Genomic DNA, 25,664 nt, shown 5'->3' on the forward strand with positions numbered 1-25,664 from the left:
GTCCGACATAGGCCCGGTCGCGGGCGAGGTCAAGCACGCTTCCCCACGAGCGTCTTCCGGCGTAGAAGGAAACCATGACCGATACCGCACCCCGCCCCCGTTTCCGCCTGTTCGTCGAGGCGCCGCTTGCCGCCGGAACCGCCGTGGTGCTGAACCGCGATCAGACCCATTACCTCACCTCGGTGATGCGGGCCGACATCGGTGAAATGGTCCTGCTGTTCAACGGAACCGACGGCGAGTGGCTGGCCCGCATCGCCGCGTTGGCCAAGGCCGGGGCGGCCCTGGTGCCGGAGCGGCAAACTCGGCCCCAGGCGTCCGAGCCCGACCTTTGGCTGCTGGCCGCGCCCTTGAAGAAGGACCGCACCGATCTGGTGGTGGAAAAGGCGGCCGAGCTGGGCGTCTCGCGCCTCTGGCCGGTGTTCACCCGGCGCACTAATGCCGGGCGGGTCAATACCGACCGACTGCGCGCCCATCTGATGGAAGCCGCCGAGCAGTGCGAGCGCCTGACCGTGCCCCAACTGGCCGAGCCCGCCGCCCTGGACAAGGTGCTGGCCGAGTGGCCGGCCGAGCGGGTGCTGCTGTTCCTCGACGAAGGCGGCGGCGGGCCGCCGCTGGCCGAGGTGCTGAACGGATTGCCGCCCGGCCCCCTCGCCCTGCTGGTCGGGCCGGAAGGCGGTTTCGACGCGGAGGAACGCCGGCTGATCGCCGCCAAGCCCTTCGCCCGCGCCGTGGGCCTGGGGCCGCGCATCCTCAGGGCTGAAACTGCCGCCATCGCCGCCCTGGCGGTGGTGCAGGCGTTGAAGGGCGATTGGCGAAGCCCGCCTAGCCGTGCCCCGGAAACGTCCAATTCGATGAAACCACCTTAAAACAGGCTGCGAAACAACCCTTCCCTCTGACGATAGGTCGTGATTCGATTCCCCTGAGGTATTCAGGGGGCGCGCGATGCGTGGTGGCGATGATCGGACGGAAGGGTTGTTCTCGTATGTGAGTTGCGAGGCCGGGGTGCTCTGGAATCATTTCCTGCGGCCGATCCGGGCGATCTGCGACGAGGCTCTGGAGGTATTGTCTGCGGACTTCGATCCGCTCCGAGCGCCAGTTGATGGAGCAGATGGGCTACAACCTGCTGTTCCGCAGGTTCGTCGGCCCGGCGATGGATGCCGCCGTGTGGGACGTAACGGTGTTCACCAAAAAGCCGCGAGCGGCTGTTGGCGGGCGATGTGGCGGCCAAGTTCCTGGCGGCGGTGGTGGGGCAGGCGCAGGGCCGCGATCTGCCGTCGGACGAGCATTTCTCGGTGGACGGCACGCTGGTCGACGCCTGGGTCTCGGTGAAGAGCCTCAGGCCCAAGGAGGGGGACAACGATCCGCCGGGACCGGGCCGCAACTCGGAGCGCGATTTTCGTGGCGAGAAGCGCTCGAACCGGGCCCGCGCCTCGACCACTGATCCGCAGGCTAAGCTGTACCGCAAGGCCAACGGCCAATCCTCGCGCCTAGGTGGCCTGCTGCCGGTTCGGTGGACGGATTGTTTAGCTTATGACACCTTCATTTCGTACTCCATGGGGCTGAGATATCCCAGGGTGGAATGCCGCCGTTTGGGGTTATAGAAACGCTCGATGTAGTCGAAGACATCGGCCCTGGCGTGATCGCGGGTGCGGTAGACCTTCCTGGCGGTCCGTTCGGTCTTGAGCGACGAGAAGAAGCTTTCCATGGCGGCATTGTCCCAGACGTTACCGGCGCGGCTCATGGAGCATTGAATGCCCTGATCGGCCAGCAGGCGCTGGAACTGGTCGCTGGTATACTGGCTGCCGCGATCGGAGTGGTGAAGCACTGCGTCGGGCCTGCCGCGCCGCCACACCGCCATCATCAGAGCATCGACCACCAGTTGGGAGGTCATGGCGGCGTTCATGGACCAGCCCACGACGCGGCGCGAGAACAGGTCGATCACCGCCGCCACGTACAGCCAGCCCTCTGCCGTCCAGATATAGGTGACGTCGGCCACCCATTTGCGATTGGGAGCATCGGCGCTGAATTGCCGACCCAACACATTGCATGCAATGGCCGCGGACTTGCGCTCGCCGCCATCCTTGGGCAAACCGCGCCGGCGCGGACGGGCCCGCAGGGCATTTTGCCGCATCAGCCACTCGACCCGATGCAGGCCACAGGCAAAGCCGTCGGCCAAGACATCGCGCCATACCCGGCGTGCGCCATAGGTGCGGTCACTGGATAGAAAGCTCGCCAAGGCCGAGGCGGAAATCTCGGTATCTTGCCGGGACCGCCGGCTGGGCGGACTCCGACGAAGGCGACGAGGTCACCGGCTCGGGATCGGCAGAACTCGCCGACGATGGCACCCTGGAAATCCAACTGTCCTTCGACAACGGCGACGACGCCGTCCTCACCGCCCCCCGCGAGTAACTTCTTCAACAGCCTGCTAGGCCGTAGACTCATTACGCGGCGCACCAGATGCGCAGGGCGACGAGTTTAACGGCGGCGAGGAAATTCCGGGGGTCTTTGTCATAGCGGGTGGCGATCCCCCGGAACTGCTTGATCCTGTTGAAGAAGCGTTCGACCAGATTGCGCTGGCGATAGACCCAGGCGGAAAAGGCGAAGGCGTCCTTGCGGTTGGACCTGACCGGGATGTTGGCCCAGGTCTTGTTCTTCTCGGCCAAGGCTCGGATGGCGTTGCTGTCATAACCCTTGTCGGCCAGCAGGGTGGAGCCATCGCTCAAGGCTCCATCAAGCAATGCCTCTGCCTCGACGCTGTCGTGGACTTGGCCTGCGGTCAGACGCAAGGTGACGGGACGACCTTCCGCATCGACGAGCGCGTGGATCTTGCTGGTGAGGCCCCCACGGGAACGTCCCATGCCGCCATTGTCGAGAGCCCCTTTTTTCCCGTGCCCCCGTGCTGGTGAACGCGGACACAGGTCGAGTCGATCATGATGATGTCACCATCGTAAGCCTTGGAGATTTCCTCCAGAAGCTGGTCCCAGACGCCCGCCTTGCGCCAACGGACGAACCGGTTGTAGCAGGTGGTCGATGGGCCGTAGCGCTCGGGAACCTCGGCCCAAGGCGAACCCGTGCGGAAGCGCCACAGGATGCCGTTCAGGACCCGATGGTCATCAACACGGGGCACGCCTCGGGGCTTGTTCGGCAGCAAGGGCTCAATGATCGACCATTCGTGATCCGTCAACTCGTACCGTCGCCGCGCCATCAACGCCCTCCATGCCAGGAGGAATCGTTGAATCACGGCGCGGCACGAGAGGGAAGCCTGTTTATGAGTTTACGGCCTAGTCCTGGCATTTGATGGCGCACTCTATTCGGCAGAATGGAGGGAAGCACTATGGGCCAGGTTCTACACGGGTGTGCCACAACGACAGAGGCAATCCGTCGAGCAATACAGGATAGTCAAGAGAGCCTGAGAACCCTTGCCAAGCGGTACGGGATCAACCCGAAGACCGTTGCCAAGTGGAAGAAGCGCCCATCGGTCAGCGATCTGCCGATGGGACCAAAGGAGGCGAAATCGACGGTTCTGACCGTTGAAGAGGAGGCCATCATCGTGGCCTTCCGCCGTCACACGCTGCTGCCGCTGGACGATTGCCTGTGCGCCTTGCAGGCGACGATCCCGCACCTGACACGCTCTGCCTTGCATCGTTGCTTGCAGCGCCACGGGATCAGCCGTCTGCCGGAAACGGAGGGCGACAAGCCCGCCAAGAAGCGGTTCAAAAGCTATCCCATCGGCTATTTCCACATCGACATTGCCGAGGTACGGACCGCTGAAGGCAAGCTCTACCTTTATGTCGCCATCGACCGCACCAGCAAATTCGCCTTTGTACGGTCGGCCCGCAAAACAGGCCGCACCTCTGCCTCCGCCTTCCTGGAGGCCCTTATCGAGGCTGTCCCCTATAAGATCCACACGGTGTTGACCGATAACGGCATCCAGTTCACCTTTTCGCCCCGCTACGCCGACGGTCCCACCGCACGGTACGTGACCCACATGTTCGACATGCGCTGCCAAGAGCACGGTATCGACCACCGGCTGACCAAGATCAAGCATCCGTGGACCAACGGGCAGGTGGAGCGTATGAACCGCACCATCAAGGAAGCCACCGTCAAACGATACCACTACGACAGCCTTCAGGAGTTCGAGGCGCACCTTGAAAACTTCGTCAGCGCCTACAATTTCGGGCGGCGCCTCAAAACCCTCAAGGGCCTCACCCCCTACGAATACATCTGCAAAATCTGGACAACCGAGCCTGAACGCTTCAAGCTCGATCCGATCCATCAAATGCCGGGACTAAACACCTAAACACCTAGGGCATCGGGCGCCAAATCCGGCGCACGGTGCGACCAGCCGCCGTCGAGGCGGCGGCCTAAGCCCGCGAAGGTGCGCGCTTAGGCAGAGGCGCCCTTGCTATTCCGGCCATGTCACCACGTGATAGTCGAGCAGGTCGGCGCGGGACTCGGCGATGACCTTGCCGCGTACCGAGATGCCGGCCCGGTGCACCGTCTCCGGGTCGCCCGAGACCAGCGGATGCCACCACTGCAGCACCTTGCCCTCGGACAGCACCCGGTAGGCGCAGGTGGACGGCAGCCATTTGAGGGTGGGCAGCACCACCGGGCTCAGTTCGACGCAGTCCGGCACCGAATCCCAGCGCTTCGCATAGCTCTTGCACCCGCAGGTGTGCAGGTTGAGCAGCCGACAGGCCACGTTGGTGTAGTGGATCTCGCCGGTGTCGGCGTCTTCCAGCTTGTGCAGGCAGCAGCGGCCGCAGCCGTCGCACAGGGATTCCCACTGCTCGCGCGTCATGGCCGACAGCGGCGTGGTCCGCCAGAACGGCGGACCTTCCGCGTCCTTATCAGCCCTGGTCGTGTTGGCGGATGAATTCGCGGACATTGGGGTAGACCTCTTCACGCCAGCGGCGGCCGTTGAAGACGCCATAATGGCCCACCTTGGGCTGCAAGTGGTAGCGCTGCTTCTCGGGAGCCAGATTGACGCACAGATCGTGGGCCGCCTTGGTCTGGCCGACGCCGGTGATGTCGTCCTTCTCGCCCTCGATGGTCATCAGGGCGGTGTGGCGGATGGCGCCGGGATCGACCTTGCGGCCACGCGACACCATGATGCCGCGCGGCAGGTGATGCTCCTGGAACACCTTGCGGATGGTTTCCAGGTAGTAGTCGGCCGGCAGGTCCATCACCGACAGGTACTCGTCGTAGAACTCACGGTGCTGGGAGGCGGAATCGCCGTCGCCCTTGACCATGTTCTGGAACAGCTTGACGTGCTCGCCCACGTGGCGCTCCAGGTTCATGCTCATGAAGCCGTGCAGTTGCAGGAAACCGGGATAGACCTTGCGGCCGTGGCCGGCATAGGTCATGGGCACCGAGTGGATCACCGTGCGCTCGAACCACGAATGGGGCTTGTGGGTGGCGACGTCGTTGACCTTGGTGGGGTTGATGCGGGTGTCGATGGGACCGCCCATCATCAGCATGGAGCGCGGCTGGTTGGGATTATTCTGGGCGGCCATCAGCGACACCGCCGCCAGCATGGGCACCGACGGCTGGCACACCGCCATGATGTGGGTGTCGGGGCCGAGGAACTCGATGAATTCGACCAGCAGGTCGATGTAGTCGTCCAGGGAGAAGTCGCCCCGGGCCAGCGGAACGTCGCGGGCATCAAGCCAGTCGGTGATGTAGACGTCATGCTCGTGCAGCATGGTCTCGACCGTGCCGCGCAGCAGAGTGGCGAAGTGCCCGGACATGGGAGCCAGCAACAGAACCTTGGGGTCCTTGCGCCCTTCGACGCTGCGCTTGAAATGCAGCAGGTTGCAGAACGGGGTGTGATGAACCACCTGCTCGACCACATTCACCGTCTCGCCGTCCACCGTGGTGGTGGGCAGGTTGAAGGGCGGCTTGGGATAACGCCGCGTGGTGCGCTCCACCAGTTCCGCCGTCGCCGCCACCGTGCGGCCGAACCTGGTATAGGCCATGGGCACCCAGGGGTGGCTGTACATGGTCTGCATGGCCTCGGCCAGCATGCGCATGGGGGCGAAAGCGTGGTGCTGCATTTCGTGCAGATGATAGAGCATGTCCGTCGACCCCAGGCTGATTGGAACGGTGGCGTGGATTTTTGTTACAGGCTGATGACAATTCCCGCAACAAAATTATTCGGCACCATAGTGCAGAATACGCATTGACCCGGGTTTCATTTCATGCTGCGTCGCAGCAAGTTCAAGGGGTGGCGCCATCGATGAGATGGACGAACGAGCCCATCACCCGGCCTTCCGTCAGCCCGGCGGACCCCAGCGGCGTCCCCGGAGCGTCGGCGATGGCGAACAGCGGCAGGCCTTCCTCCGCCAGGATGGACGCATAGTGGAATTCATGGCCGCGAAAGGTCGCTCCCGCCCGGCCCAACGCCCCGTCGGCGGAAAGCCGCGCACGGCGGTAGCCCAGATGCAGCTTCCGCCTGGCGAACGAGGTTTCCAACCCCAATAGCCCGGCCATGGCGTGGCGGACACCCTGGGCATCCTCCATGCCCCGGCCCAGCACCATGTAGCCGCCGCACTCGCCGTACAGCACGGCGCCGCGCGCCGCCGCCCGGCGAAGGCCGCCCAGGAACCCGGCATTGCCCGCCAGGAGGCCGGCATGCAGCTCGGGATAGCCGCCCGGCAGGTAGACGGCATCGGCGGATTGATCCGGCCCCTGGTCGGCCAGGGGGGAGAAGAACGACAACTCCGCCCCGGCACCCCGCCAGCCCTCCAGCAGCGCGGGATAGGCGAAGGCGAAGGCGGTATCGCGCGCCACGGCGATGTGGTTGCCCAGGGGCGCGATCACGGACGCCGAGCCCTTGGCGGCAAGACGCGAGGGCTCGGCCAGGGCGATCAGGGCCTCGACATCCAGGTGCTCGGCCACCAGGGCGGCTGCGCCGTCGAGGAAGGCCTGGAGGTCGGCGCGCTCGGCGGCCTGGACCAGCCCCAGATGGCGGGACGGCGTTTCCAGTCCCGGAGAGGGCGGCAGGAAGCCCAGCAGGCGCACGTCCGGGCAGGCGATGGAACAGGCGGCGGCGATGGCCGCCTTGTGTTTTTCCCCCACCACCCGGTTGAAGATGACGCCCCGGATGCGCACCTCGGGCCTGAGATTGGCGAAGCCGGCCAGTACCGCCGCCGCCGAGCCGGTCATGCCGCGCCCGTCGACGACCAGCACCACCGGCCATCCGGTGGCGGCGGCCAGGTCGGCGGTGCTGCCGTCGGCCTGGCCGGCCGGCACGAAGGCGCCGTCGAACAGGCCCATCACCCCTTCGCAGACCAGCAGGTCGGCGCCGTCCGCCGCCTTGGCCGCCAGGGCGTCCAGGGTAATGGGGCGCATGGCCCAGGAATCCAGGTTGTAGCAGGGCCGCCCCGAGGCGCTCGCATGGAAGGCGGGATCGATGTAGTCCGGCCCCACCTTGGCCGAGCCCACCGCCACGCCGCGCCGGGCCAGCAAGCGCAGCAGGCCCAGCGTCAGGGTGGTCTTGCCGCTGCCCGAGGCGGGCGCGGCGATGATGAGGCCCTTGGCGTCAGCCCCCCTTGTCCTAGCCAATGTGCTTCTTCAGCCCCGCCGCCAGATCGTCGGCGGAAATGCCGTGGGTGAAGTGGGCGACGAACTTGCCGTCGGGACCCATCAGGTAAAGGATGGCCGAGTGGTCGACGGTATAGTGCTCGGGCCGGTCGCCCTTGACCTTGGCGGCATAGACCTTGAACTCCTTGGCCACCTTGGCCACTTCCTCCGGCGTGCCGGTCAGGCCGACGATATCGGGGGAAAAGGCGCCGACGTATTCCTTCATCACCGCCACGCTGTCGCGCTCGGGATCGATGGTGATGAAGATGGGCACCACCTTCCTGGCATAGCTGGGTCCCAGCTTCTCCAGGGTCGCCGTCACCGTCGACAGGGTGGTCGGGCAGACGTCGGGGCAGAAGGTGTAGCCGAAGAAGATCAGCATATAGCGATTGCGGAAATCGCGGTCGCTGACCTGCTTGCCGTTATGGTCGGTCAGTTGGAAGGGGCCGCCAATGGCGGGAATGGACTTGGCGCCCTCGGAACTCTGGCCGCTCCAGATCACCAGGCGGACACCGACCACCACCAGGGCGACGACGATCACCGCCATCAGGGCCAGCAGGCTGCGTGAAAACTTCATCCAGGCCTCTCCACATTCACGAGGCGAGCAATTGCCAGGCCATGAGGCCCAACATTCCCGCGTTCAGAACCAACAAGGCGGGTGCCGCCCGCAACAGCGGAGCCCGCCAATGGGATACCGCCGCCTGCCCCACCGCCGCCACCAGCACCAGCATGGGCACCGTTCCGGCCCAGAAGGCCAGCATGCCGAAGGCACCGGCCACCGGATTGCCGCCCGCCGCCGCCGCCGCCAGGGCGGCGTAAAGCAGGCCGCAGGGAATAAACCCCAGCATCACCCCGAGCATCCAGCCGCGCAGCCCGAAGGGGCGCGCGAACAACGGCCCGGCCATACGCCCCACCGCGCGCGACCAGCGACTTTCGCCGCCGGCTCCGCCCAGCGCCTTGATCCCGGGCAAGGCCATGCCCAGCAGCAGCAGCGCCGCCATGCCCAGCAGCACGGCGGCCAGCAGGCGGAACGATCCCGCCCCGCCCAGGATGCCACCGAACCCCGCCGCCACGGCGCCCAGCGCCCCGTAGGTGGTGGCGCGGCCCAGATGATAGGGCAGCAGGGCCGCCCCCGCCAGCCGCCGCATCTCGGTCATGCGTTCCAGGGGGATGGCCTCCAGCCTTGCGGCCACCTGGGACAGCGCGAAGGGGCCGCACATGCCGACGCAATGGGTCAGGCTGCCCACCAGCCCGGTGACGAACAGGCCGAGAATCAGGTTCTCGCGGCCGTCGATGCCGACGCGGCAGATGCCGATACCGGCATGGGCCAGATCGGTCAGCACCTCGATCACGGCGCCCACCAATCCAGCCGGCGGCGTAACTCGACGACCGGCCCGACCACCAGCAGGGCCGGTGGCTTCAGCCCGGCCCGCTCCACCGCCCCCGCCGCCTCGGCCAGGGTGGTTTCCAGCACGCTCTGGCGCGGCGTGGCGGCATTGCAGATTACGGCCACCGCCTCGTCCGCCCTGCGGCCCGCCGCCATCAGACGGGCGGTCAGGCGGTCCAGATGCTTCAGCCCCATGTAGAACACCAGGACGGGAGCGCCGCGCGCCAGGCAATCCCAGTCGAATTCATCGGGAATGTCGCCGTCGGGGCCGTGGCCGGTGACGAAGGCCACCGCCGAATTGGTCTCCTTGGCGGTCACCGGGATACCGGCATAGGCCAGCCCGCCGATCCCCGCCGTGATGCCCGGCACGATGCGGAAGGGAATGCCGGCCGCCACCAGGGCCAGGGCTTCCTCCGGCCCGCGCCCGAAGACGAAGGGATCGCCGCCCTTGAGGCGCAACACCTTCTTGCCGGCCCGCGCCAGTTCGATCAGCCGCGCGGTGATGTCCGCCTGCCGCGCCGAGGCTTCGCCGCCCCGCTTGCCCATGGATTCGACCGTGGCCGAGGACGGGATCAGGGCGAGGATGCGCCGATCCACCAGGGCGTCGTGGACGACCACGTCGGCGCTGCGCAACGCATGCAGCGCCAGCAGGGTCAGCAGGCCGGGATCGCCGGGGCCGGCACCGGCCAGCCAGACCGAACCGGAAGCGAAATCGGGAAGATCGAAAGGCAGATCGAGCATGGTGGCCCGTACTATAAGGGCATGCGGCCCGGGAGTCTCACTCCTTGCCGGGACGCAAGACGTGGGTATGGTCCTCGGCATAGAGGCGGGAATCGGTGAACTCGGCACCGCCCAGCACACGGCCCACCAGGATCAGGGCGGTGCGGGTCAGCCCCGCCGCCTTCACCTTGTCGCGGATGTCGGCCAGGGTTCCCCGGATGAAGCTCTGGTCGGGCCAACCCACCCGGAAGGCCACCACCACCGGGCAATCGGCACCGTAGAGCGGCGACAATTCCTTGACCACATGGGCCAGGTTGCTCACCGACAGATGGATGGCCAGCGTCGCGCCGCTGCGACCCAGCGTCGCCAGATCCTCGTTGTTGGGCATGGCCGACGAGCGCACAGAGGTCCGGGTCAGGATCACCGTCTGGCTGACGTCGGGCAGGGTCAACTCGGTGGCGAGCGCGGCCGCCGCCGCCGCGAAGGCGGGAACGCCGGGGGTCACGTCATAGGGAATGCCCAAGGCGTCCAGGCGGCGCATCTGCTCGGCGATGGCGCCATAGATGGAGGGATCGCCGGAATGGACGCGGGCCACGTCGTGACCCTTGGCGTGAGCCGCCTCCATCTCGGCGATGATCTCGTCCAGATTGAGCGGCGCGGTGTCGACCACCTGGGCCGAGGGCGTGGCCTCGGCGACGATCTCGGGCGGCACCAGCGAACCGGCATACAGCACCACCGGGCAGCGGCGGATCAGATTCAGCCCCCGGACCGTGATGAGGTCGGGAGCGCCGGGGCCGGCGCCGATGAAATGGACGGTCATGGAGTACCTCTAAAAATCGTCATGGCCGGGCTTGACCCGGCCATCCATGGACCCCCGGGCCAGGCCCGGGGGTGACGATGAAGAATGGCAGGTTTCAATCTCAGCCGCAGCCGCCGACGCCACCGGCGCCACAGCCGCAGCCGGTGCCGCGCACCTGATCGGGCTGGACGTGCAGGGCGGCCACGCCGGGCAGCTCCTTGCCTTCCAGCCATTCCAGGAAGGCGCCGCCGGCGGTGGAGATGTAGGAGAACTTATCCTCCACCCCCGCCTTGGCCAGGGCCGAGACGGTATCGCCGCCGCCGCCCACGGTCAGCAGCTTGCCCTTGGCGGTAAGAGCCGCCGCCGCCTGGGCCACGGCATTGGTGGCCTTGTCGAAGGGGGCGATCTCGAAGGCGCCCAGCGGGCCGTTCCACACCAGGGTCTTGCAGCTTTCCAGCAGCTTGACCACCGTCTCGGCCGAAGCCGGGCCGGCGTCGAGGATCATCTTGTCCTCGGGGACGGCATCCACGCTCACCACGGAATTGGCGGCGTTCTCGGCGAACTCGCCGGCCACCACCGCGTCGGTGGGCAGCACGATGCGGCACTTGGCGGCCTCGGCCTTCTTGATGATCTCGCGGGCGGTGTCGGCCAGATCCTTCTCGCACAGCGACTTGCCCACCGCCTTGCCCTGGGCGAACAGGAAGGTGTTGGCCATGCCGCCGCCGATGATCAGGTAGTCCACCTTGGAAACCAGATTGCCCAGCAGGTCCAGCTTGGTCGAAACCTTGGCGCCGCCGACGATGGCGGCCACCGGCTTCTCGGGGGCTTCCAGCGCACGCCCCAGCGCCTCCAGCTCGGCCTGCATCAGGCGGCCGGCGGCGGCCGGCAGCAGATGCGCCAGGCCCTCGGTGGAGGCGTGCGCCCGATGCGCGGTGGAGAAGGCGTCGTTGACATAGGCGTCGCCCAGCGCGGCCAGGGCCTTGGCGAAGGCGGGATCGTTCTTCTCTTCCTCGGGATGGAAGCGGACGTTTTCCAGCAGGGCGATGTCGCCGTCCTTCATGGAGGCGATCAGCTTCTCGGCGTCCGGTCCGATGCAATCGTCGGCCCAGGCCACCGGCTTGCCCACCGCACGCGCAAGCGGCTCGACCAGCAGCTTCTGCGAGTACTTGTCCTCGCGCCCCTTGGGGCGGCCGAAATGGGTCAGCACGATGACCTTGGCACCCTTTTCCGCCAGTTGGATCAGCGTGGCGGCCGAGCGGTCGATACGGGTGGTGTCGGTGACCTTGCCGTCCTTGGCCGGCACGTTGAGGTCGGCGCGCACCAGCACCCGCTTGCCCTTGACGTCCAGCTTGTCGATGGTCCGGAACATGGAAGCTCCTTATGTCTGGAAGGAATTCGGGCGGAAGGGAGACCCTTCCGCCCGGATCGGTACCAAGCGGCTTACTTGGCGATGTGCTTCAGGAAGCGCAGCATGTTGCAGGTATAGCCGTACTCGTTGTCGTACCAGGTGACGACCTTGACGAAGGTGCTGTCCAGCGCGATGCCGGCGTCGGCGTCGAAGATGGACGGCATGTTGCAGCCGACGAAGTCGGTGGCGACCACCTTGTCCTCGGTGTAGCCCAGCACGCCCTTGAGCGCGCCCTCAGACGCCGCCTTCATGGCCTTGCAGATGTCCTCGTACGACGCGTCCTTGTTCAGCTCGACGGTCAGGTCGACCACCGAGACGTCCGAGGTGGGAACGCGGAAGGCCATGCCGGTCAGCTTCTTGTTCAGCTCGGGCAGCACCTTGCCCACCGCCTTGGCGGCACCGGTGGACGACGGGATGATGTTTTCCAGAATGCCGCGGCCACCGCGCCAATCCTTGGACGACGGACCGTCGACGGTCTTCTGGGTGGCGGTGGCGGCGTGCACGGTGGTCATCAGGCCGCGCTTGATGCCCCAGTTGTCGTTCAGCACCTTGGCGACGGGAGCCAGGCAGTTGGTGGTGCACGACGCGGCCGAGACGATCTTCTCGCCGGCATACTTCTCGTGGTTCACGCCATAGACGAACATGGGGGTGTCGTCCTTGGAGGGAGCGGACATCAGCACCTTCTTGGCGCCGGCCTTCAAGTGCTTCTCGGCCACGTCGGCCGACAGGAACAGGCCGGTGGACTCGATGACGATGTCGGCCTTGACCTCGTCCCACTTCAGCTCGGCCGGGTCCTTGACGGCGGTGAGGCGAACCTTCTTGCCGTTGACGATCAGGTTCGAGCCTTCGACCGTGACGTCACCGTTGAAGCGGCCGTGCACCGAATCGTACTTCAGCATGTAAGCGAGGTAATCGGGCTCGAGGAGGTCGTTGATGCCGACGATCTCGATCTCGGGGAATTCCTTCGCCACGGCGCGGAACACCATGCGACCGATGCGGCCGAAGCCGTTGATGCCAACGCGAACAGTCATAATATCCTCCACTTGGTCCGACACGACGTCTTACAGGCACGCCCTGGCCGGGGGCTGATTGGGTGGCGCCGGCGCGCGATGGGTGCGCGCCCTGGCCTGCGAAGTCGGGCAACCATATTGCACAGAGTGCGTTCCGAATCCAGTGCTCGTAGGGAGCGGAATTCGGCCATGACTTCGCCGCATTCCTGGGTGATACCAATCGGCCTCTTGTGCCGCCCGTCCGGTTATGCTTCAACCGCAGGCACTGATGTCTCGGCCGTGGACGCCGCCCCTGGCGCCCAGACCATCGACGAGAAGGAACGATCGCTCATGAAGATGCTGTTTGCGCGCCGCCCCATGCTCGCCCTTTCCCTGGCGGCCGGGCTGGCCGCCAGCCCGGCGTTTGCCGCCGATACCGTTGTGGCCAACGTCAACGGCTCCGACATCAAGATGTCGCAGTTGGCCGAATTCGGCCGCCAGATGGGTCCGCAGGCCCCCTACGAAGCGGTGCTCGAGGTCGCCATCAACAACCAGCTGGTCTACGAACAGGCCAAGCGCGAGAAGCTGGACGCCGATCCCGACGTCAAGGCGGCCCTGAAGCGGGTCGAGGTCCAGCTGATGGCCCAGGCCATGATGCAGAAGAAGGTCCGCGGCGCCGTCACCGAAGAAGCCATCAAGGCCCGCTACGACCAGGCGGTGAAGAATTTCACCCCCCAGGAAGAAGTGCACGCCCGTCACATCCTGGTGGAAACCGAGGAAGGCGCCCGCTCGATCATCGCCGACCTGAATCGCGGCTCGGATTTCGGCGAACTGGCCAAGAGCCGTTCCACCGACAAGGGCTCGGGCGCCATGGGTGGCGATCTCGGCTATTTCGTCCAGAGCGCCATGGTGCCGGAATTCGCCACCGCCGCCTTCGCCATGCGTCCGGGCGAGGTGTCCAAGACCCCGGTGAAGAGCCAGTTCGGCTATCACATCATCAAGGTCGAGGACAAGCGGATGGCCTCCATCCCGCCCTTCGACCAGGCCAAGCCGGTCATCGCCCGCCAGATCGCCGATGAACTCCAGGAAAAGATGGTGATCGATCTGCGCGAGAAGGCCAAGATCAAGCGGTTCAAGCCCGACGGCACGCCGCTGGAAGCGGCCAAGAAGTAAAAGCCTGATGGGCCCGGCCGCCACAAACGGCCGGGCCTTTCTCCTTAGGAACTCCCTTCAAGACGAGACCCGACGCCATGACCGCCATCTCCCCCCTCGCGCCCAAGAGCTTCCCCGACATGCCCGTGATCGCCGGCATCCGGCTGGCCAGCCACGCCTGCGGCGTGCGCTACGCCGGGCGCACCGACCTGCTGCTGGTCGAGATGGACAAGGGCACCTCGGCCGCCGGCGTCTTCACCCGTTCGCTGACCGCCTCGGCGCCGGTGGAATGGTGCCGCACCGCCGTGGCCAAGGGCTCGGCCCGAGCCCTGGTGGTCAATTCCGGCAACGCCAACGCCTTCACCGGCTCGGTGGGCGTCGCCTCGGTGCGCCGTACGGTGGAGTCCGCCTCCGCCCTGATGGGCTGCAAGGATTCCGAGGTCTACATCGCGTCCACCGGCACCATCGGCGTGCGTCTGCCCGACGAGAAGATCACGGCGGCCCTGGCCGACGTGCGCGCCAAGCTCCAGCCCGGCAACTGGCGAGACGCCGCCCAGGCCATCATGACCACCGACACCTATCCCAAGGGCGCCACCCGCACCGCCGTGATCGACGGCACCACGGTGATCATCAACGGCATCGCCAAGGGCGCCGGCATGATCGCGCCGGACATGGCGACCATGCTGTCCTACGTCTTCACCGACGCGGCCCTGCCGTCCGGCGTGCTGCAGGATCTGCTGGGGAAGGGCGTCGACCGCTCGTTCAACGCCATCACCGTGGATTCCGACACCTCGACCAGCGACACCCTGATGCTGTTCGCCACGGGCAAAGCGGGCAACACGGTGATCAAGGACGCCAAGGACAAGCGCCTGGCCGACTTCAAGGCCAAGCTGTTCGACCTGCTGCTCGATCTGGCGCTGCAGGTGGTCAAGGACGGCGAGGGCGCCACCAAGTTCGTCACCATCCACGTGACCGGCGCCGCCGGCAAGCGGGCGGCGCGCACCATCGGCATGGCCATCGCCAACTCGCCGCTGGTCAAGACCGCCATCGCCGGCGAGGACGCCAATTGGGGCCGCGTCGTGATGGCGGTGGGCAAGGCGGGCGAAAAGGCCAACCGCGACCGGCTCTCCATCCGCATGGGCGGCGTGCTGGTCGCCGACAAGGGCGAGATCGCCGCCGGCTACGACGAGGCGCCGGTGACCGCCCACTTCAAGGGCCAGGACATCGTCATCGAGGTGGACGTGGGCGTGGGCAAGGGAAGATCGACCGTCTATACTTGCGACCTGACCCACGCATACATCGACATCAACGGGTCCTATCGGACCTGACGGAACGGAGATCGCGTCATGGCGGAACGGGGTTGCCGGGAGCCCGGCACTGTCTGGGCGGGGCATCCGCTGCTCACCGCCCGGCTGCGCTTGCGGCCGGTCGACGGCAGGGACCTGGACGGGCTGGTCGCCCTGCTCGGCGACTGGGACGTGGTGCGGCTGACCGCCGCCATTCCCCACCCCTACAGCCTTGACGACGCCAAGGCCTTCGTCATCTTGCAGGAAACCCGCCGCGCCGAGGGCAAGGGCGTGGCGCTGGCCATGGAGCGCACCGTCGACGGCGCACTGGTCGGCGTGATCGGCTTCGGGCTCGAGCGGGACGGCTCGCCGGAACTGGGGTACTGGGTCGGCAAGGATTTCTGGGGCCTGGGCTACGCCACCGAGGCGGCGCACCGCCTGATCCGCCATCTGTTCGATACCCTGGGCTTCGACCGGGTGTGGGCTCATTTCCATCCCGACAACACCGCCTCCCAGCGGGTGCTGGAGAAGGTGGGCCTCACCTTCCTGCGCGTCGACACCTGCCCCATGCCGGCGCGGGGCGAAAGCGTCGTCGCCCCGGTCTTCAGGCTGAAGAAGGCGGACTGGCAGATGGCCCGCTCGCTCCGCCCCACCCTGCTGGTGGTGGCCGCCGCCCTGGTGGACGGCGATGGCCGCGTGCTGATGGCGTCCCGTCCCGCCGGCAAGACCATGGCCGGACTGTGGGAGTTTCCCGGCGGCAAGATTCACGAGGGTGAAACCCCGGAAACCGCCCTGGTCCGCGAACTGGAGGAGGAACTGGGCATCGACGTGCGGGAAAGCTGCCTGGCTCCCGTCGCCTTCGCCTCCCACGACTACGACACCTTTCACCTGCTGATGCCGCTCTACCTGGTGCGGGTGTGGAAGGGCAACCCCGCCTCCCGCGAGGGCCAGGAACTGCGCTGGGTGCGCGCCGCCCGCCTGGGCGACCTGCCCATGCCGCCCGCCGACATCCCCCTGGTCGCCATCCTCCGGGAGTGGGTATAATACACCTCCCTCATACGGGAGACGGTCATGGCCAACGCGGCAATCCTGGTGATCGGCAATGAAATCCTGTCGGGTCGCACCCAGGATGCCAACGTCGCCTATCTGGGCAAGGAGCTGGCGGCACGCGGCATCACCCTGGCGGAAGTGCGCATCGTCCGCGATGACCAGCCGGCGATCGTCGCCGCCCTGGACGCACTCAGGGCTTCCCACACCTACGTCTTCACCAGCGGCGGCATCGGCCCCACCCATGACGACATCACCTCGGCCGCCATCGCCAGGGCGTTCGGCGTACCGCTGGAGCGCAACCCCGAAGCCGTCCGCCGCCTGCAAAGCCGCTACGGCGACGGCGAGCTCAACGCCGCCCGGCTGAAGATGGCGGAAATCCCGGTCGGCGCCCAGTTGGTCGACAACCCCATCAGCCAAGCCCCGGGCTTTCGCATGGGCAACGTCTTCGTCATGGCCGGAGTTCCCTCCATCCTGCGGGCCATGTTCGAAGGAATTCGCCACACCCTGGCCGAAGGCCCGCCCCAGATATCGCGCTCCGTCACCCTGGCCGTGCGGGAAGGCGATCTGGCCGAGGGGCTGACCCGCATCCAGGACCGCCACCCCGAGGTGGAAGTGGGGTCCTACCCCTCGTTCACCGAGGGCCGCTCGCTGGTGACCATCGTGGCGCGCGGCACCGATGCCGGGCGGCTGGACAGCGTCATGGCCGAAACCCGCGTCCTGGCGGCCGAACTGGGCGCCGCATCGGCCGAGGCCTGAGCCCATGACGCCCAAGGAACGCGAGCCGCTGAAATTCCTGGCCCAGCACCTGTGCTACGGCCTCGCCGCCGGGGGGACCTTCGGTGCCCTGGTGCTGGCCACCGATCTCGGCCATATCCGCACCCTGGCCATGGACTCCCCCAATCCCGTTCCCGTGCTGCTCCTGATGTTCCTCGGCCTGTTCGTCACCTTCGGCTCGGTGGCCATGGGGGTGGGAATCATGAGCCTCGCCAAGGACGACGAGGGCGACCGGGACATCTACTGAACCGGCAGGCTTTTCCCCGCACCCGGCATTTTTTTCCGTCCTGCGCCGTCCCCACGGCATATGCCCCCATGACGGTAAAAAATTTCTCTCAATAAAATCAACCAACTAAGCCGGGTGGCACCACTTGGCCCGCCGCTTGCTCAGGAATGGACGCGAAAAACCGTTCACGAGCCCATTCTGCGGGGACAAGACCATGACCGTGCAATCCATCGACAAGCGTGTGGTACCCGAAGCCAACATGACTGCGGTCAGCCAGGACAAGCAGCAGACCAGCCTGTCGGCGGAAGACGCCTTCCTCTCGCTGCTGCAGCAGACCACCCAGCGCTTCGCCGGCAAGACCGGCAATCTGAGCGGCATGGTCTCCGGCGACAAGGTCCTGTCCGAACACATCACCCGCCTGCACATGGAAGTGAAGGTCGACGCCCGCAAGGACACCCGCGAGGATGACCAGCCGGCCGCCAAGGACGCTCGCCCCGCCACCGCCAAAGCCGATAAGGCCGACAAAGGCCGCGCCGCCGGCAGCAGCGCAGCCCGCAAGAACGACGACACCCAGGCGGCTCCCGCCCAGGCCAAGAACGACGACGACACCGCCACGGTCCAGACCGCCGACGCCAAGGCCTCGGACGACGACGTCTCCGCCCAGGACGATACCGCCGCCGCGGCCCCGGCCGAGGCCAAGGCCCAGGACGACGAGGAACTCATCGTCGCCATCGACGTGACCGTCACCGAGACCATGCAGGTCGTGCAGGTGGATAACAACACCGCCGGCAACGCCTCCAACCTGGATCTGGCGGCCCTGGCCCAGACCGTGAAGGCCCAACTGAACGGCACCGACGACACCAAGACCCAGGAAGACCCCATGGCGGGCCTGTCCGCCGAGGACCGCCAGCGCATCACCGATCTGGAAAGCCGTCTGGTCAACGATGTTCAGGACGGCAAGATGGACGATGCCCTGGACGCCGCCACCGAACTGGTCAACCAGATGATCGCCAAGGTCAGCCAGCACAAGGCCACCGCCGAGGCCGCCACCGCCGACCAGACCAGCAGCCTTGCCGACGATCAGGCCCGCGATCTGGCGGCCATGCTGTCGGGCTCCAACGTCCATCTCGACATCAAGGTCCAGACCAAGACCGCCGACACCACTCCGGTGACCCAGACCGCCGCCACGGTGGTCGAAACGCTGTCCCAGCTCGACCTCGCCACCCAGGCAGCCGCCCAGGGCAACAACCAGGACCCGCAGGCCGGCCAGGGCTTCGCCTCGAACCAGGACACCGCCCCAACCGTCGCGCCGGCGGCGGTCACGCCCACCCAGGAAGCGGGCACGGATACGGTGGCCGAAGCCGAGGCACGCCCCTTCGCCGCCATACTGGCCGCCCAGGCCGAGGCCTCCACCGCCGAGGAAGCCGCCCCCGAGCAGCGCAACGTCATCGGCCTGGCCGGAGTGGGCGCCGCCCAGGCCGCCGACAAGTCGTCGGCCGGCCAAGCCGCCCAATCCGCCGCGCGGACCCCCCGCACCCCGTTGCAGGCCCAGGTGATGGAACAGGTGACCGTCCAGATCGACAAGCAGGTCAAGGACGGCTCGGACACCATCAAGATCCAGTTGAAGCCCTACGAACTGGGCAAGATCGAGATCAAGCTGGAAGTCAGCTCCGACGGCCATGTCTCGGCCACCGTCACCGCCGACAAGCCCGAGACCCTGGCCATGCTGCAAAAGGACGCCAAGGGCCTGGAGAAGGCCCTGGAGGACGCGGGTCTCAAGCCCGACAGCGCCGCCACCACCTTCAGCCTGAAGGGCGGCGAGGAGCAGCAGAACGCTGATCGCAACAACAACAACACCCGCTCTCGCCGCGGCCGCAATCGCGGCAACGCCAACGGCGAGGACGGTCAGCTGGCTGGTACCGGCGCGGCGCAGGCCGCCCGTGGCCGCAGCCTCGGCGGACGCTCCGGCGTCGACATCTCGGTGTAGGAGCAGGTTCCATGAGCACCGTCGATACCACCAACACAGCCAATACGGCCGCCACCGCCACCGGCTCGGCGGCCGGCAAGGCGACGCTCGGCAGCAACTTCAACACCTTCCTGACCATGCTGACCACTCAGCTGAAGCATCAGGACCCGTTGTCGCCCATGGACTCGACCCAGTTCACCAACCAGCTGGTGCAGTTCTCCAGCGTCGAGCAGCAGATCAACGCCAATTCCAACCTGGAAAAGCTGATCAAGCTGCAGCAGACCGCTCAGACCTCGCAGGGCATCACCTATCTCGGCCAGACCGTCGAGGTGGCGGGCACCGACCTGCCGCTGCAAGACAGTTCGGCCTCGCTGTCCTACACCCTGCCCAAGGAAGCCCGCGACGTGAAGATCGTGATCAAGGACTCGTCGGGCAAACAGGTCAATTCCATCTCGGGCGAGACCGCATCGGGCCGCCACGACATCACCTGGAACGGCAAGGACTCGTCGGGCACCCAATTGGACGACGGCCGCTATTCCTTCCAGGTGGTGGCCACCGCCTCCGACGGTACGGCCATTACCACCACCAGCACCAGCTTCGGCCGGATCACCAAGGTGACCAACGACGCCACCAACGGCGCCACCCTGGTGATGGGTGCCGGAACCAAGGGCAACGACATCACGCTGACCATGGACAAGGTGGTCAGCGTCAACGACAGCGCGACCGGCGTCAACAACGCCCAACTGGCCGCCGCCAACGCCCAATATCAGGCCGCCATGGCGCAGCTTCAGGCGCTGCAGAAATCGGCCAGCACCACAAACACCGGCTCGAGCGGCCAGTAGAATTTAGGATCAGGAGGATATCATGAGCTTGTATGGCGCATTGTTCTCGGGTGTCTCCGGTCTGGCTTCTCAGTCCAGCGCCATGGGAGCCATCTCGGACAACATCACCAACGTGAACACCACCGGCTACAAGGGAGCCAAGGTCAACTTCCAGACCCTGGTGACCAAGCAGGTCTCCCTGACCTCCTACTCGCCGGGCGGCGTCCAGTCCAAGCCCCGGGCGGCCATCGACAGCCAGGGCCTGCTGCAGGCCACCTCCGAATCCACCGACATGGCGCTCTCGGGCCAGGGCATGTTCGTGGTCAACACCGACCCCGATCCGGCCACGTCGGGCAACGGCATGTTCGCCTACACCCGCGCCGGGTCGTTCAAGGTGGACAAGGAAGGCTACCTGCAGAACGTGTCGGGCTTCTACCTCCAGGGCTGGCCGCTGCAGCCGACCAACAACAACGTTCTGGCCAAGCCGACCGAGACGACCATCGACGGCAACACCTATATGAAGGCGTACAAGCAGTCGGACGGCACGTTCCACTACGTCAACCAGAACATCATCAATCCGCAGGAAACCAAGTCCCTCAATCTGAAGACCATCGGCGGCACCGCCGATCAGACCACTCAGATCAAGATGGGCGCCAACCTGCCGTCGGGCGACACCATCTACGACCCGGCCAGCACCTCATCGTCGGGCTACCACCAGACCAGCGTGCTGATCTACGACTCGCTCGGCGACACTCACAATTTCAACGTCAACTGGACCAAGACCAACTCCAACCAGTGGGACGTGGAAACCAAGAGCAACTTCTACTCGGTTTCCACCACCCTGACCGACGCGGCCGCCAACAACACCGCGGCACTGAAGCTCTACGGCGGCGCCGCCGGCAATTCCGGCCAGGGCGTCAAGACGCTGATCGCCGCGGCCTCCACCTCCCTGGGCTATTTCTCCAACACCGGCGCCATCGCCATGCCGGCCGGCACCTTGCAGACCAGCGACCTTCCGGTCGGTTCCGTCCTCAACATCTCGTCCGCCTCGGGCACCGCCAGCACCAATAACGGCAATTGGTACGTGAGCGGCACCGTCGCCACTTCGCCAGCCATCACCGATACCGCCGCCGGTATCTCCGTGACCCTGGGGATCGCCGGCGCCACCAAAAATATCTCCGGCAAGTTCACCGCGGCGGGCAGCGAGCTTGACCTCGGCCAGACTCCCGCCAGCCTGGGCATCTCCCCCGGCGACTACATCCATGTCACCAATGCCGTCAACACCACCGCCAACACCGGCTACTACCTGGTGGCGGCGGGCTCCACGGCCAACAGCATCAATCTGACCCCCGCCGACTACGTCACCACCTCGACCGCTCCCTATCAGGATCAGCGCGGCGTCAATCCGCCGTCCGGCGCGGCCTCCATGGATATCGTGGACGGTTCCACTCCCTCGCTGATCTACGGCAGCCAGGCCCGACTGGACTTCACCGCCTCGTCGTCGGCCGATATTTCCAACCTGCAGGGCAAGACCATCGCCTTCACGGTCGGCGGCAACACCCTGCACGTCAAGTTCGACACGACCGGAACCCTGTCTCCCGGCCTGGGCCAGGAAGTCATCATCAACCTCAACAGCACCAGCTACACCTCGGGCTCGGACGTCGCCACCCTGGTGGCTCAGGCACTCAGCAACCCGCGCAATTGGGACGCCGACACCAACATCACCGCCCTCCCGAATGATATCATGCCCCAGGACGTCATTCCCATTGGCGCGACCATGCCGCTGTTCCGTGCCAACGGCTCGACGGTGGAAATCGTCCAGCAGAAGGGCGGTTCGACCATGACCATCGATGCGAGCGACATGGGAACCGGCCTGACCCAGTCGCAAGCCCGCAACTGGAGTTCCGGCATCCCCTCGGTGGATACCGTGGACGGCATTTTCAAACTCAATGCCATCACCGCCACCAACCCGGCCATCACCTTCAACGGCGACGGCACGCCCAAGGACATCAACGTCGCCAAGATGGCGGTCACCTGGGCCAACGGCGCCCAGTCCATGACCCTGGTGCCCAACGGCACCGGCGCCGACCAGCGCATCAACTGGTTCGTGGGCAACACCTCGCAGGCCGACGGCATGACCCAGCTGGGCGGCACCTATCAGCTGGCCTACCTGACCCAGAACGGCGCCAAGTTCGGCAACTTCTCGGGCGTGTCGGTGGGCACCGACGGCGTGGTCACCGCCCTGTTCGACAACGGCGTGCGCCGTCCGGTCTTCCAGATCCCCATCGCCACCTTCACCAACCCCAACGGCCTGGAATCGCTGACCGGCAATTCCTGGATCGAGACCAACACGTCGGGCTCCTACACCCTGCGCCAAGCCAACAACGCCGGCGCCGGTTCCATCCAGTCGGCGTCGCTCGAAGCCTCGACCGTCGACATCGGTTCCGAGTTCACCACCATGATCGTGACCCAGCGCGCCTACTCGGCGGCGGCGAAGATCATCACCACTGCCGACCAGATGCTGGACGAACTGGTGCAGATCAAGCGTTAACGCGTCCAATCCACCCATCCTGCTTCCTAACAAGATCCGGCGGCCAGAAGGCCGCCGGATTGATTCCGGGGATACGCATGCCAAGGCCGCCGAAGCGGCCCGCCCGGCGCCCGAGGGGCCGTTCAAACTACGGCAAAACCCCACCCGGCAAAAATTGCCGGGCGTTAACCATCTCTTCAGCGACAAGACCTTAGTCTGTCACCTGGACGCGTGTGCCGGCCGGCGGCACCCACGTGCACGCGGATGGAGACGACGTGAACGCATTCCTGCAGATGCTGCGCGGCCTGGGGCCCATGCGGCTGGCCGCCATCGCCGGTGTCGGCGTCAGTATTCTCGGCTTCTTCATCTATCTGATGAGCCGCGTCGCCGCGCCGCAGATGGAACTGCTTTATGGTGATCTGGACCTGGGCGATTCCAAGCAGATCATCGAGAAGCTGACCGCCGACAAGATCCCCTACGAACTGAGGAAGGACGGCACCGAGGTCTGGGTGCCCAAGGACCGCAAGCTGGACCTGCGGGTGCGCATGGCCGAACAGGCGCTGCCGGCCGGCGGCCGCATGGCCGGCTACGAGCTGTTCGACAAGCAGGATGCGCTGGGCTCCACCAGCTTCCAGCAGAACATCACCATGATCCGCGCCCTGGAAGGCGAGCTGTCCAAGACCATCCGCTCCATCGACAAGGTCAAGGCCGCCCGCGTCCATCTGGTGCTGCCCAAGCGCGAGGCGTTCTCCCGCGACACCCAGGAGCCGTCGGCCTCGGTGATCATCAAGATGAACGGCTCCCAGCGCCTGGACAAGGGGCAGGTCAGCGCCATCCAGCACCTGATCGCCGCCGCCGTTCCCAAGATGAAGCCGTCGCGCATCTCCATCGTCGACGACAAGGGCACCCTGCTGGCCAAGGGCTTCGAGAACTCCAAGGAGTATCAGGCCCAGGCCGCCGAGGACATGAAGGTCAAGACCGAGGCCAAGCTGGTCAAGACCATCGAGGACCTGCTGGAGCGGTCCCTGGGGCCGGGCCGCGTGCGCGCCGAGGTCACCGTGGACATGGACCTGAGCCAGGCCACCACCACCGAGGAGACCTTCGACCCCGAGACCAAGGTGGTCCGCTCCCAGGTCACCGTCAACGAGGGCGAGCAGAGCCAGGACGCCGAGCCCACCCCGGTCACCGTGCAGCAGAACCTGCCCGACCCCAACGCCTCGTCGGGCGGCAACATCCGCACCTCGACCAAGAGCAGCAAGAACCAGGAAACCGTGAACTACGAAATCTCGCGCAAGACCAAGAGCACGGTCCGCGAGATGGGTGAGATCCGCAAGGTTTCCGCCGCCGTCATCGTCGACGGCGTGCGCGAGAAGTCGGGCGACGGCAAGCAGACCACCTATCGCGAACGCACCCCCGAGGAACTGTCGCAGATCGAGGCGCTGGTCAAGTCGGCCATCGGCTTCACCAAGGACCGCGACGATCAGGTCAAGGTCGCCTCCATGCCCTTCTACAAGGGCGAGGAGCTGGACATGGCCGAGGAGCCCGGCGAGTTCATCTTCGGCATGCGCCGCGACTTCGTCGAGAAGGTGGCGTCGAACCTGGGCCTCTCCGTGGTGGCCATCTTGTTCCTGCTCCTGGTGCTGCGTCCGCTCATCAGCCGGGCCATCGAGTCCATGCAGGGTCAGGTCGGCCCCGACGGCCGCCGTCTGCTGACCGCCGAGGGCGGCGCCATGCCGCAGCTCACCGGCCCCGGCGCGGCGGCCATGCCCCAGCCGCTGGGCGGCGAGGAAGAGGTCATCGCCGACGAACTCATCGACATCGACAAGGTGGAAGGCCGCGTCAAGGCCTCCTCGATCCGCAAGATCGGCGAAATCGTCGACAAGCATCCGGAAGAGGCGCTGTCCATCATCCGCAACTGGCTCTACCAGGAAAGCTGATAGGGAACCGCCATGGCACGCGTCAAGGAAGACTACCGCAGCCTCACCGGCCCCCAGAAGGCCGCCATGTTCATGCTGTCGCTCAACGAGGAACACTCGTCCAAGCTGTTCGGCATGCTGGGCGACGACGAGATCAAGGAACTGTCCCAGATCATGGCCAGCCTTGGCACCGTGTCCTCCAATCTGGTGGAGCGCGTCTTCGTCGAGTTCGCCGATGCGCTGTCGTCCACCGGTTCGCTGACCGGCTCGTTCGACACCACCGAACGCCTGCTGATGAAGAGCCTGCCCAAGGATCGCGTCAACTCCATCATGGAGGAAATCCGCGGTCCGGCCGGTCGTACCATGTGGGACAAGCTGGGCAACGTGTCCGAGCAGGTGCTGGCCAACTACCTGAAAAACGAATACCCGCAGACCGTGGCGGTGGTGCTGGCCAAGATCAAGCCCGACCACGCGTCGCGCGTGCTGGCCATCCTGCCCGAAAACTTCGCCATGGAAGTCATCATGCGCATGCTGCGCATGGAGGCGGTGCAGAAGGAAGTGCTGGACGGCGTGGAAAAGACCTTGAGAACCGAGTTCATGACCAATCTGGCCCGCACCCAGCGCCGCGACGCCCACGAACTCATGGCCGACATCTTCAACAACCTGGACCGCAACACCGAGAACCGGTTCATGTCGGCCCTGGAGGAACGCAACCGCGAAAGCGCCGAGAAGATCAAGGCGCTGATGTTCACCTTCGACGACCTTACCCGCATCGACGCCTCCGGCATCCAGGTGCTGCTGCGCTCGGTGGAAAAGGACAAGCTGGCCATCGCGCTCAAGGGCGGCGCCGACGCCGTCAAGGAACTGTTCTTCAAGAATATGTCCGAACGCGCCGGCAAGATGCTCCGCGAAGACATGGAAGCGCTCGGCCCGGTCCGTCTCAGGGACGTGGATCAGGCCCAGGCCGCCATCGTGGTCATGGCCAAGGAACTGGCGGCCTCCGGGCAGATCGTCATCTCCGAGGGCCGCGAGGAAGACGAGCTGGTGTACTAAGCG

The 25,664-nt window shown here is 66.0% G+C and carries 23 protein-coding genes and 2 pseudogenes; 14 read left to right on the forward strand and 11 right to left on the reverse strand.

What is annotated here, in order from left to right; translation table 11 throughout:
- Window positions 1-74: 74 nt before the first annotated feature.
- Together CP958_RS09355 and CP958_RS09360 are read left to right on the forward strand one after the other, a co-directional pair.
- Entirely contained in the window at window positions 75-866 is a 792-nt protein-coding gene (locus tag CP958_RS09355) for a 16S rRNA (uracil(1498)-N(3))-methyltransferase (protein ID WP_096701681.1), read from the forward strand.
- A 76-nt stretch (window positions 867-942) separates the two neighbouring features.
- A pseudogene (locus tag CP958_RS09360) lies at window positions 943-1,490 on the forward strand (transposase); the annotation flags it as partial.
- A 38-nt stretch (window positions 1,491-1,528) separates the two neighbouring features.
- Here CP958_RS09360 and CP958_RS09365 read toward each other — a convergent pair.
- Window positions 1,529-2,296 (reverse strand): annotated as a pseudogene (locus CP958_RS09365) (IS3 family transposase); the annotation flags it as partial.
- Here CP958_RS09365 and CP958_RS26320 point away from each other — a divergent pair.
- Complete coding sequence (locus CP958_RS26320) at window positions 2,197-2,409, forward strand: hypothetical protein (RefSeq protein ID WP_170958914.1); 213 nt, start codon at window positions 2,197-2,199, stop codon at window positions 2,407-2,409. The pseudogene CP958_RS09365 and the gene CP958_RS26320 overlap by 100 nt on opposite strands.
- 32 nt (window positions 2,410-2,441) lie before the next feature.
- On the opposite strand, the gene CP958_RS09370 is transcribed toward CP958_RS26320, so the two are convergent.
- Window positions 2,442-3,205, reverse strand: a protein-coding gene (locus tag CP958_RS09370) for an IS5 family transposase (RefSeq protein ID WP_096701682.1) whose coding sequence is annotated in 2 segments (ribosomal slippage) — window positions 2,442-2,875 and window positions 2,875-3,205 — 765 coding nt in all. Because the reading frame shifts where the segments join, the coding sequence is not laid out codon by codon here.
- Window positions 3,206-3,334: 129 nt separating this feature from the next.
- Here CP958_RS09370 and CP958_RS09375 point away from each other — a divergent pair.
- Complete coding sequence (locus tag CP958_RS09375; RefSeq protein WP_096701735.1) at window positions 3,335-4,300, forward strand: IS481 family transposase; 966 nt, start codon at window positions 3,335-3,337, stop codon at window positions 4,298-4,300.
- A gap of 105 nt (window positions 4,301-4,405) precedes the next feature.
- Here the strand turns inward: CP958_RS09375 and CP958_RS09380 are convergent, their stop codons facing one another.
- From CP958_RS09380 to gap, 9 genes are all read right to left on the reverse strand, one after another.
- Complete coding sequence (locus CP958_RS09380) at window positions 4,406-4,888, reverse strand: YcgN family cysteine cluster protein (RefSeq protein ID WP_096701683.1); 483 nt, start codon at window positions 4,886-4,888, stop codon at window positions 4,406-4,408.
- Window positions 4,851-6,077 (reverse strand): polyhydroxyalkanoate depolymerase, encoded by a 1,227-nt coding sequence (gene phaZ / locus CP958_RS09385; protein ID WP_096701684.1) that lies wholly within the window; start codon window positions 6,075-6,077, stop codon window positions 4,851-4,853. The genes CP958_RS09380 and phaZ overlap by 38 nt, the downstream gene beginning before the upstream one ends.
- Before the next feature lie 142 nt (window positions 6,078-6,219).
- The gene (locus CP958_RS09390; protein WP_096701685.1) at window positions 6,220-7,566 is read right to left on the reverse strand and encodes a cobyrinate a,c-diamide synthase; all 1,347 of its coding nucleotides are present in this window, start codon (window positions 7,564-7,566) and stop codon (window positions 6,220-6,222) included.
- Window positions 7,559-8,161 carry an SCO family protein gene (locus CP958_RS09395; protein ID WP_096701686.1) on the reverse strand — a complete coding sequence of 201 codons (603 nt, stop codon included), beginning with the start codon at window positions 8,159-8,161 and terminating at the stop codon, window positions 7,559-7,561. The genes CP958_RS09390 and CP958_RS09395 overlap by 8 nt, the downstream gene beginning before the upstream one ends.
- A 16-nt stretch (window positions 8,162-8,177) precedes the next feature.
- Window positions 8,178-8,936 (reverse strand): sulfite exporter TauE/SafE family protein, encoded by a 759-nt coding sequence (locus tag CP958_RS09400; protein ID WP_242442816.1) that lies wholly within the window; start codon window positions 8,934-8,936, stop codon window positions 8,178-8,180.
- On the reverse strand, window positions 8,933-9,712 hold the full coding sequence (gene cobA / locus CP958_RS09405) for a uroporphyrinogen-III C-methyltransferase (RefSeq protein ID WP_096701688.1): 780 nt from the start codon (window positions 9,710-9,712) through the stop codon (window positions 8,933-8,935). Before cobA ends, CP958_RS09400 begins: the two co-directional genes overlap by 4 nt.
- A 37-nt stretch (window positions 9,713-9,749) precedes the next feature.
- Window positions 9,750-10,511 carry a precorrin-4 C(11)-methyltransferase gene (gene cobM, locus CP958_RS09410; protein WP_096701689.1) on the reverse strand — a complete coding sequence of 254 codons (762 nt, stop codon included), beginning with the start codon at window positions 10,509-10,511 and terminating at the stop codon, window positions 9,750-9,752.
- Between the two features lie 100 nt (window positions 10,512-10,611).
- Window positions 10,612-11,859 carry a phosphoglycerate kinase gene (locus tag CP958_RS09415; protein ID WP_096701690.1) on the reverse strand — a complete coding sequence of 416 codons (1,248 nt, stop codon included), beginning with the start codon at window positions 11,857-11,859 and terminating at the stop codon, window positions 10,612-10,614.
- A 71-nt stretch (window positions 11,860-11,930) separates the two neighbouring features.
- Window positions 11,931-12,929 carry a type I glyceraldehyde-3-phosphate dehydrogenase gene (gene gap / locus CP958_RS09420; RefSeq protein ID WP_096701736.1) on the reverse strand — a complete coding sequence of 333 codons (999 nt, stop codon included), beginning with the start codon at window positions 12,927-12,929 and terminating at the stop codon, window positions 11,931-11,933.
- 258 nt (window positions 12,930-13,187) lie between these two features.
- On the opposite strand from gap, the gene CP958_RS09425 reads away from it, so the two are divergent.
- The 10 genes from CP958_RS09425 (at window position 13,188) to fliG (ending at window position 25,661) form a co-directional block, all read left to right on the forward strand.
- A complete protein-coding gene (locus CP958_RS09425; protein WP_242442817.1) occupies window positions 13,188-14,060 on the forward strand; it encodes a peptidylprolyl isomerase in 873 nt (290 codons plus the stop codon).
- A gap of 77 nt (window positions 14,061-14,137) precedes the next feature.
- On the forward strand, window positions 14,138-15,367 hold the full coding sequence (gene argJ, locus CP958_RS09430) for a bifunctional glutamate N-acetyltransferase/amino-acid acetyltransferase ArgJ (RefSeq protein WP_096701691.1): 1,230 nt from the start codon (window positions 14,138-14,140) through the stop codon (window positions 15,365-15,367).
- Between the two features lie 18 nt (window positions 15,368-15,385).
- Window positions 15,386-16,369, forward strand: coding sequence for a bifunctional GNAT family N-acetyltransferase/(deoxy)nucleoside triphosphate pyrophosphohydrolase (locus tag CP958_RS09435; protein ID WP_096701692.1), 984 nt, complete (start codon window positions 15,386-15,388; stop codon window positions 16,367-16,369).
- 27 nt (window positions 16,370-16,396) lie between these two features.
- Window positions 16,397-17,131, forward strand: a complete 735-nt coding sequence (locus CP958_RS09440) for a molybdopterin-binding protein (RefSeq protein ID WP_096701693.1) — start codon at window positions 16,397-16,399, stop codon at window positions 17,129-17,131.
- Between the two features lie 4 nt (window positions 17,132-17,135).
- Window positions 17,136-17,396: a hypothetical protein gene (locus CP958_RS09445; RefSeq protein ID WP_096701694.1), complete on the forward strand. Its 261-nt coding sequence runs from the start codon at window positions 17,136-17,138 to the stop codon at window positions 17,394-17,396.
- A gap of 193 nt (window positions 17,397-17,589) precedes the next feature.
- On the forward strand, window positions 17,590-19,362 hold the full coding sequence (locus CP958_RS09450) for a flagellar hook-length control protein FliK (protein WP_096701695.1): 1,773 nt from the start codon (window positions 17,590-17,592) through the stop codon (window positions 19,360-19,362).
- Window positions 19,363-19,373: 11 nt separating this feature from the next.
- Entirely contained in the window at window positions 19,374-20,183 is an 810-nt protein-coding gene (locus CP958_RS09455) for a flagellar hook assembly protein FlgD (protein ID WP_096701696.1), read from the forward strand.
- A gap of 22 nt (window positions 20,184-20,205) precedes the next feature.
- Window positions 20,206-22,713 carry a flagellar hook-basal body complex protein gene (locus CP958_RS09460; protein WP_096701697.1) on the forward strand — a complete coding sequence of 836 codons (2,508 nt, stop codon included), beginning with the start codon at window positions 20,206-20,208 and terminating at the stop codon, window positions 22,711-22,713.
- A 254-nt stretch (window positions 22,714-22,967) separates the two neighbouring features.
- Window positions 22,968-24,629, forward strand: coding sequence for a flagellar basal-body MS-ring/collar protein FliF (fliF, locus tag CP958_RS09465; RefSeq protein ID WP_096701738.1), 1,662 nt, complete (start codon window positions 22,968-22,970; stop codon window positions 24,627-24,629).
- 12 nt (window positions 24,630-24,641) lie between these two features.
- Entirely contained in the window at window positions 24,642-25,661 is a 1,020-nt protein-coding gene (gene fliG / locus CP958_RS09470) for a flagellar motor switch protein FliG (protein WP_096701698.1), read from the forward strand.
- Window positions 25,662-25,664: the final 3 nt, after the last annotated feature.

The sequence above is a fragment of the Magnetospirillum sp. 15-1 genome (assembly GCF_900184795.1).
GTDB lineage: Bacteria > Pseudomonadota > Alphaproteobacteria > Rhodospirillales > Magnetospirillaceae > Phaeospirillum.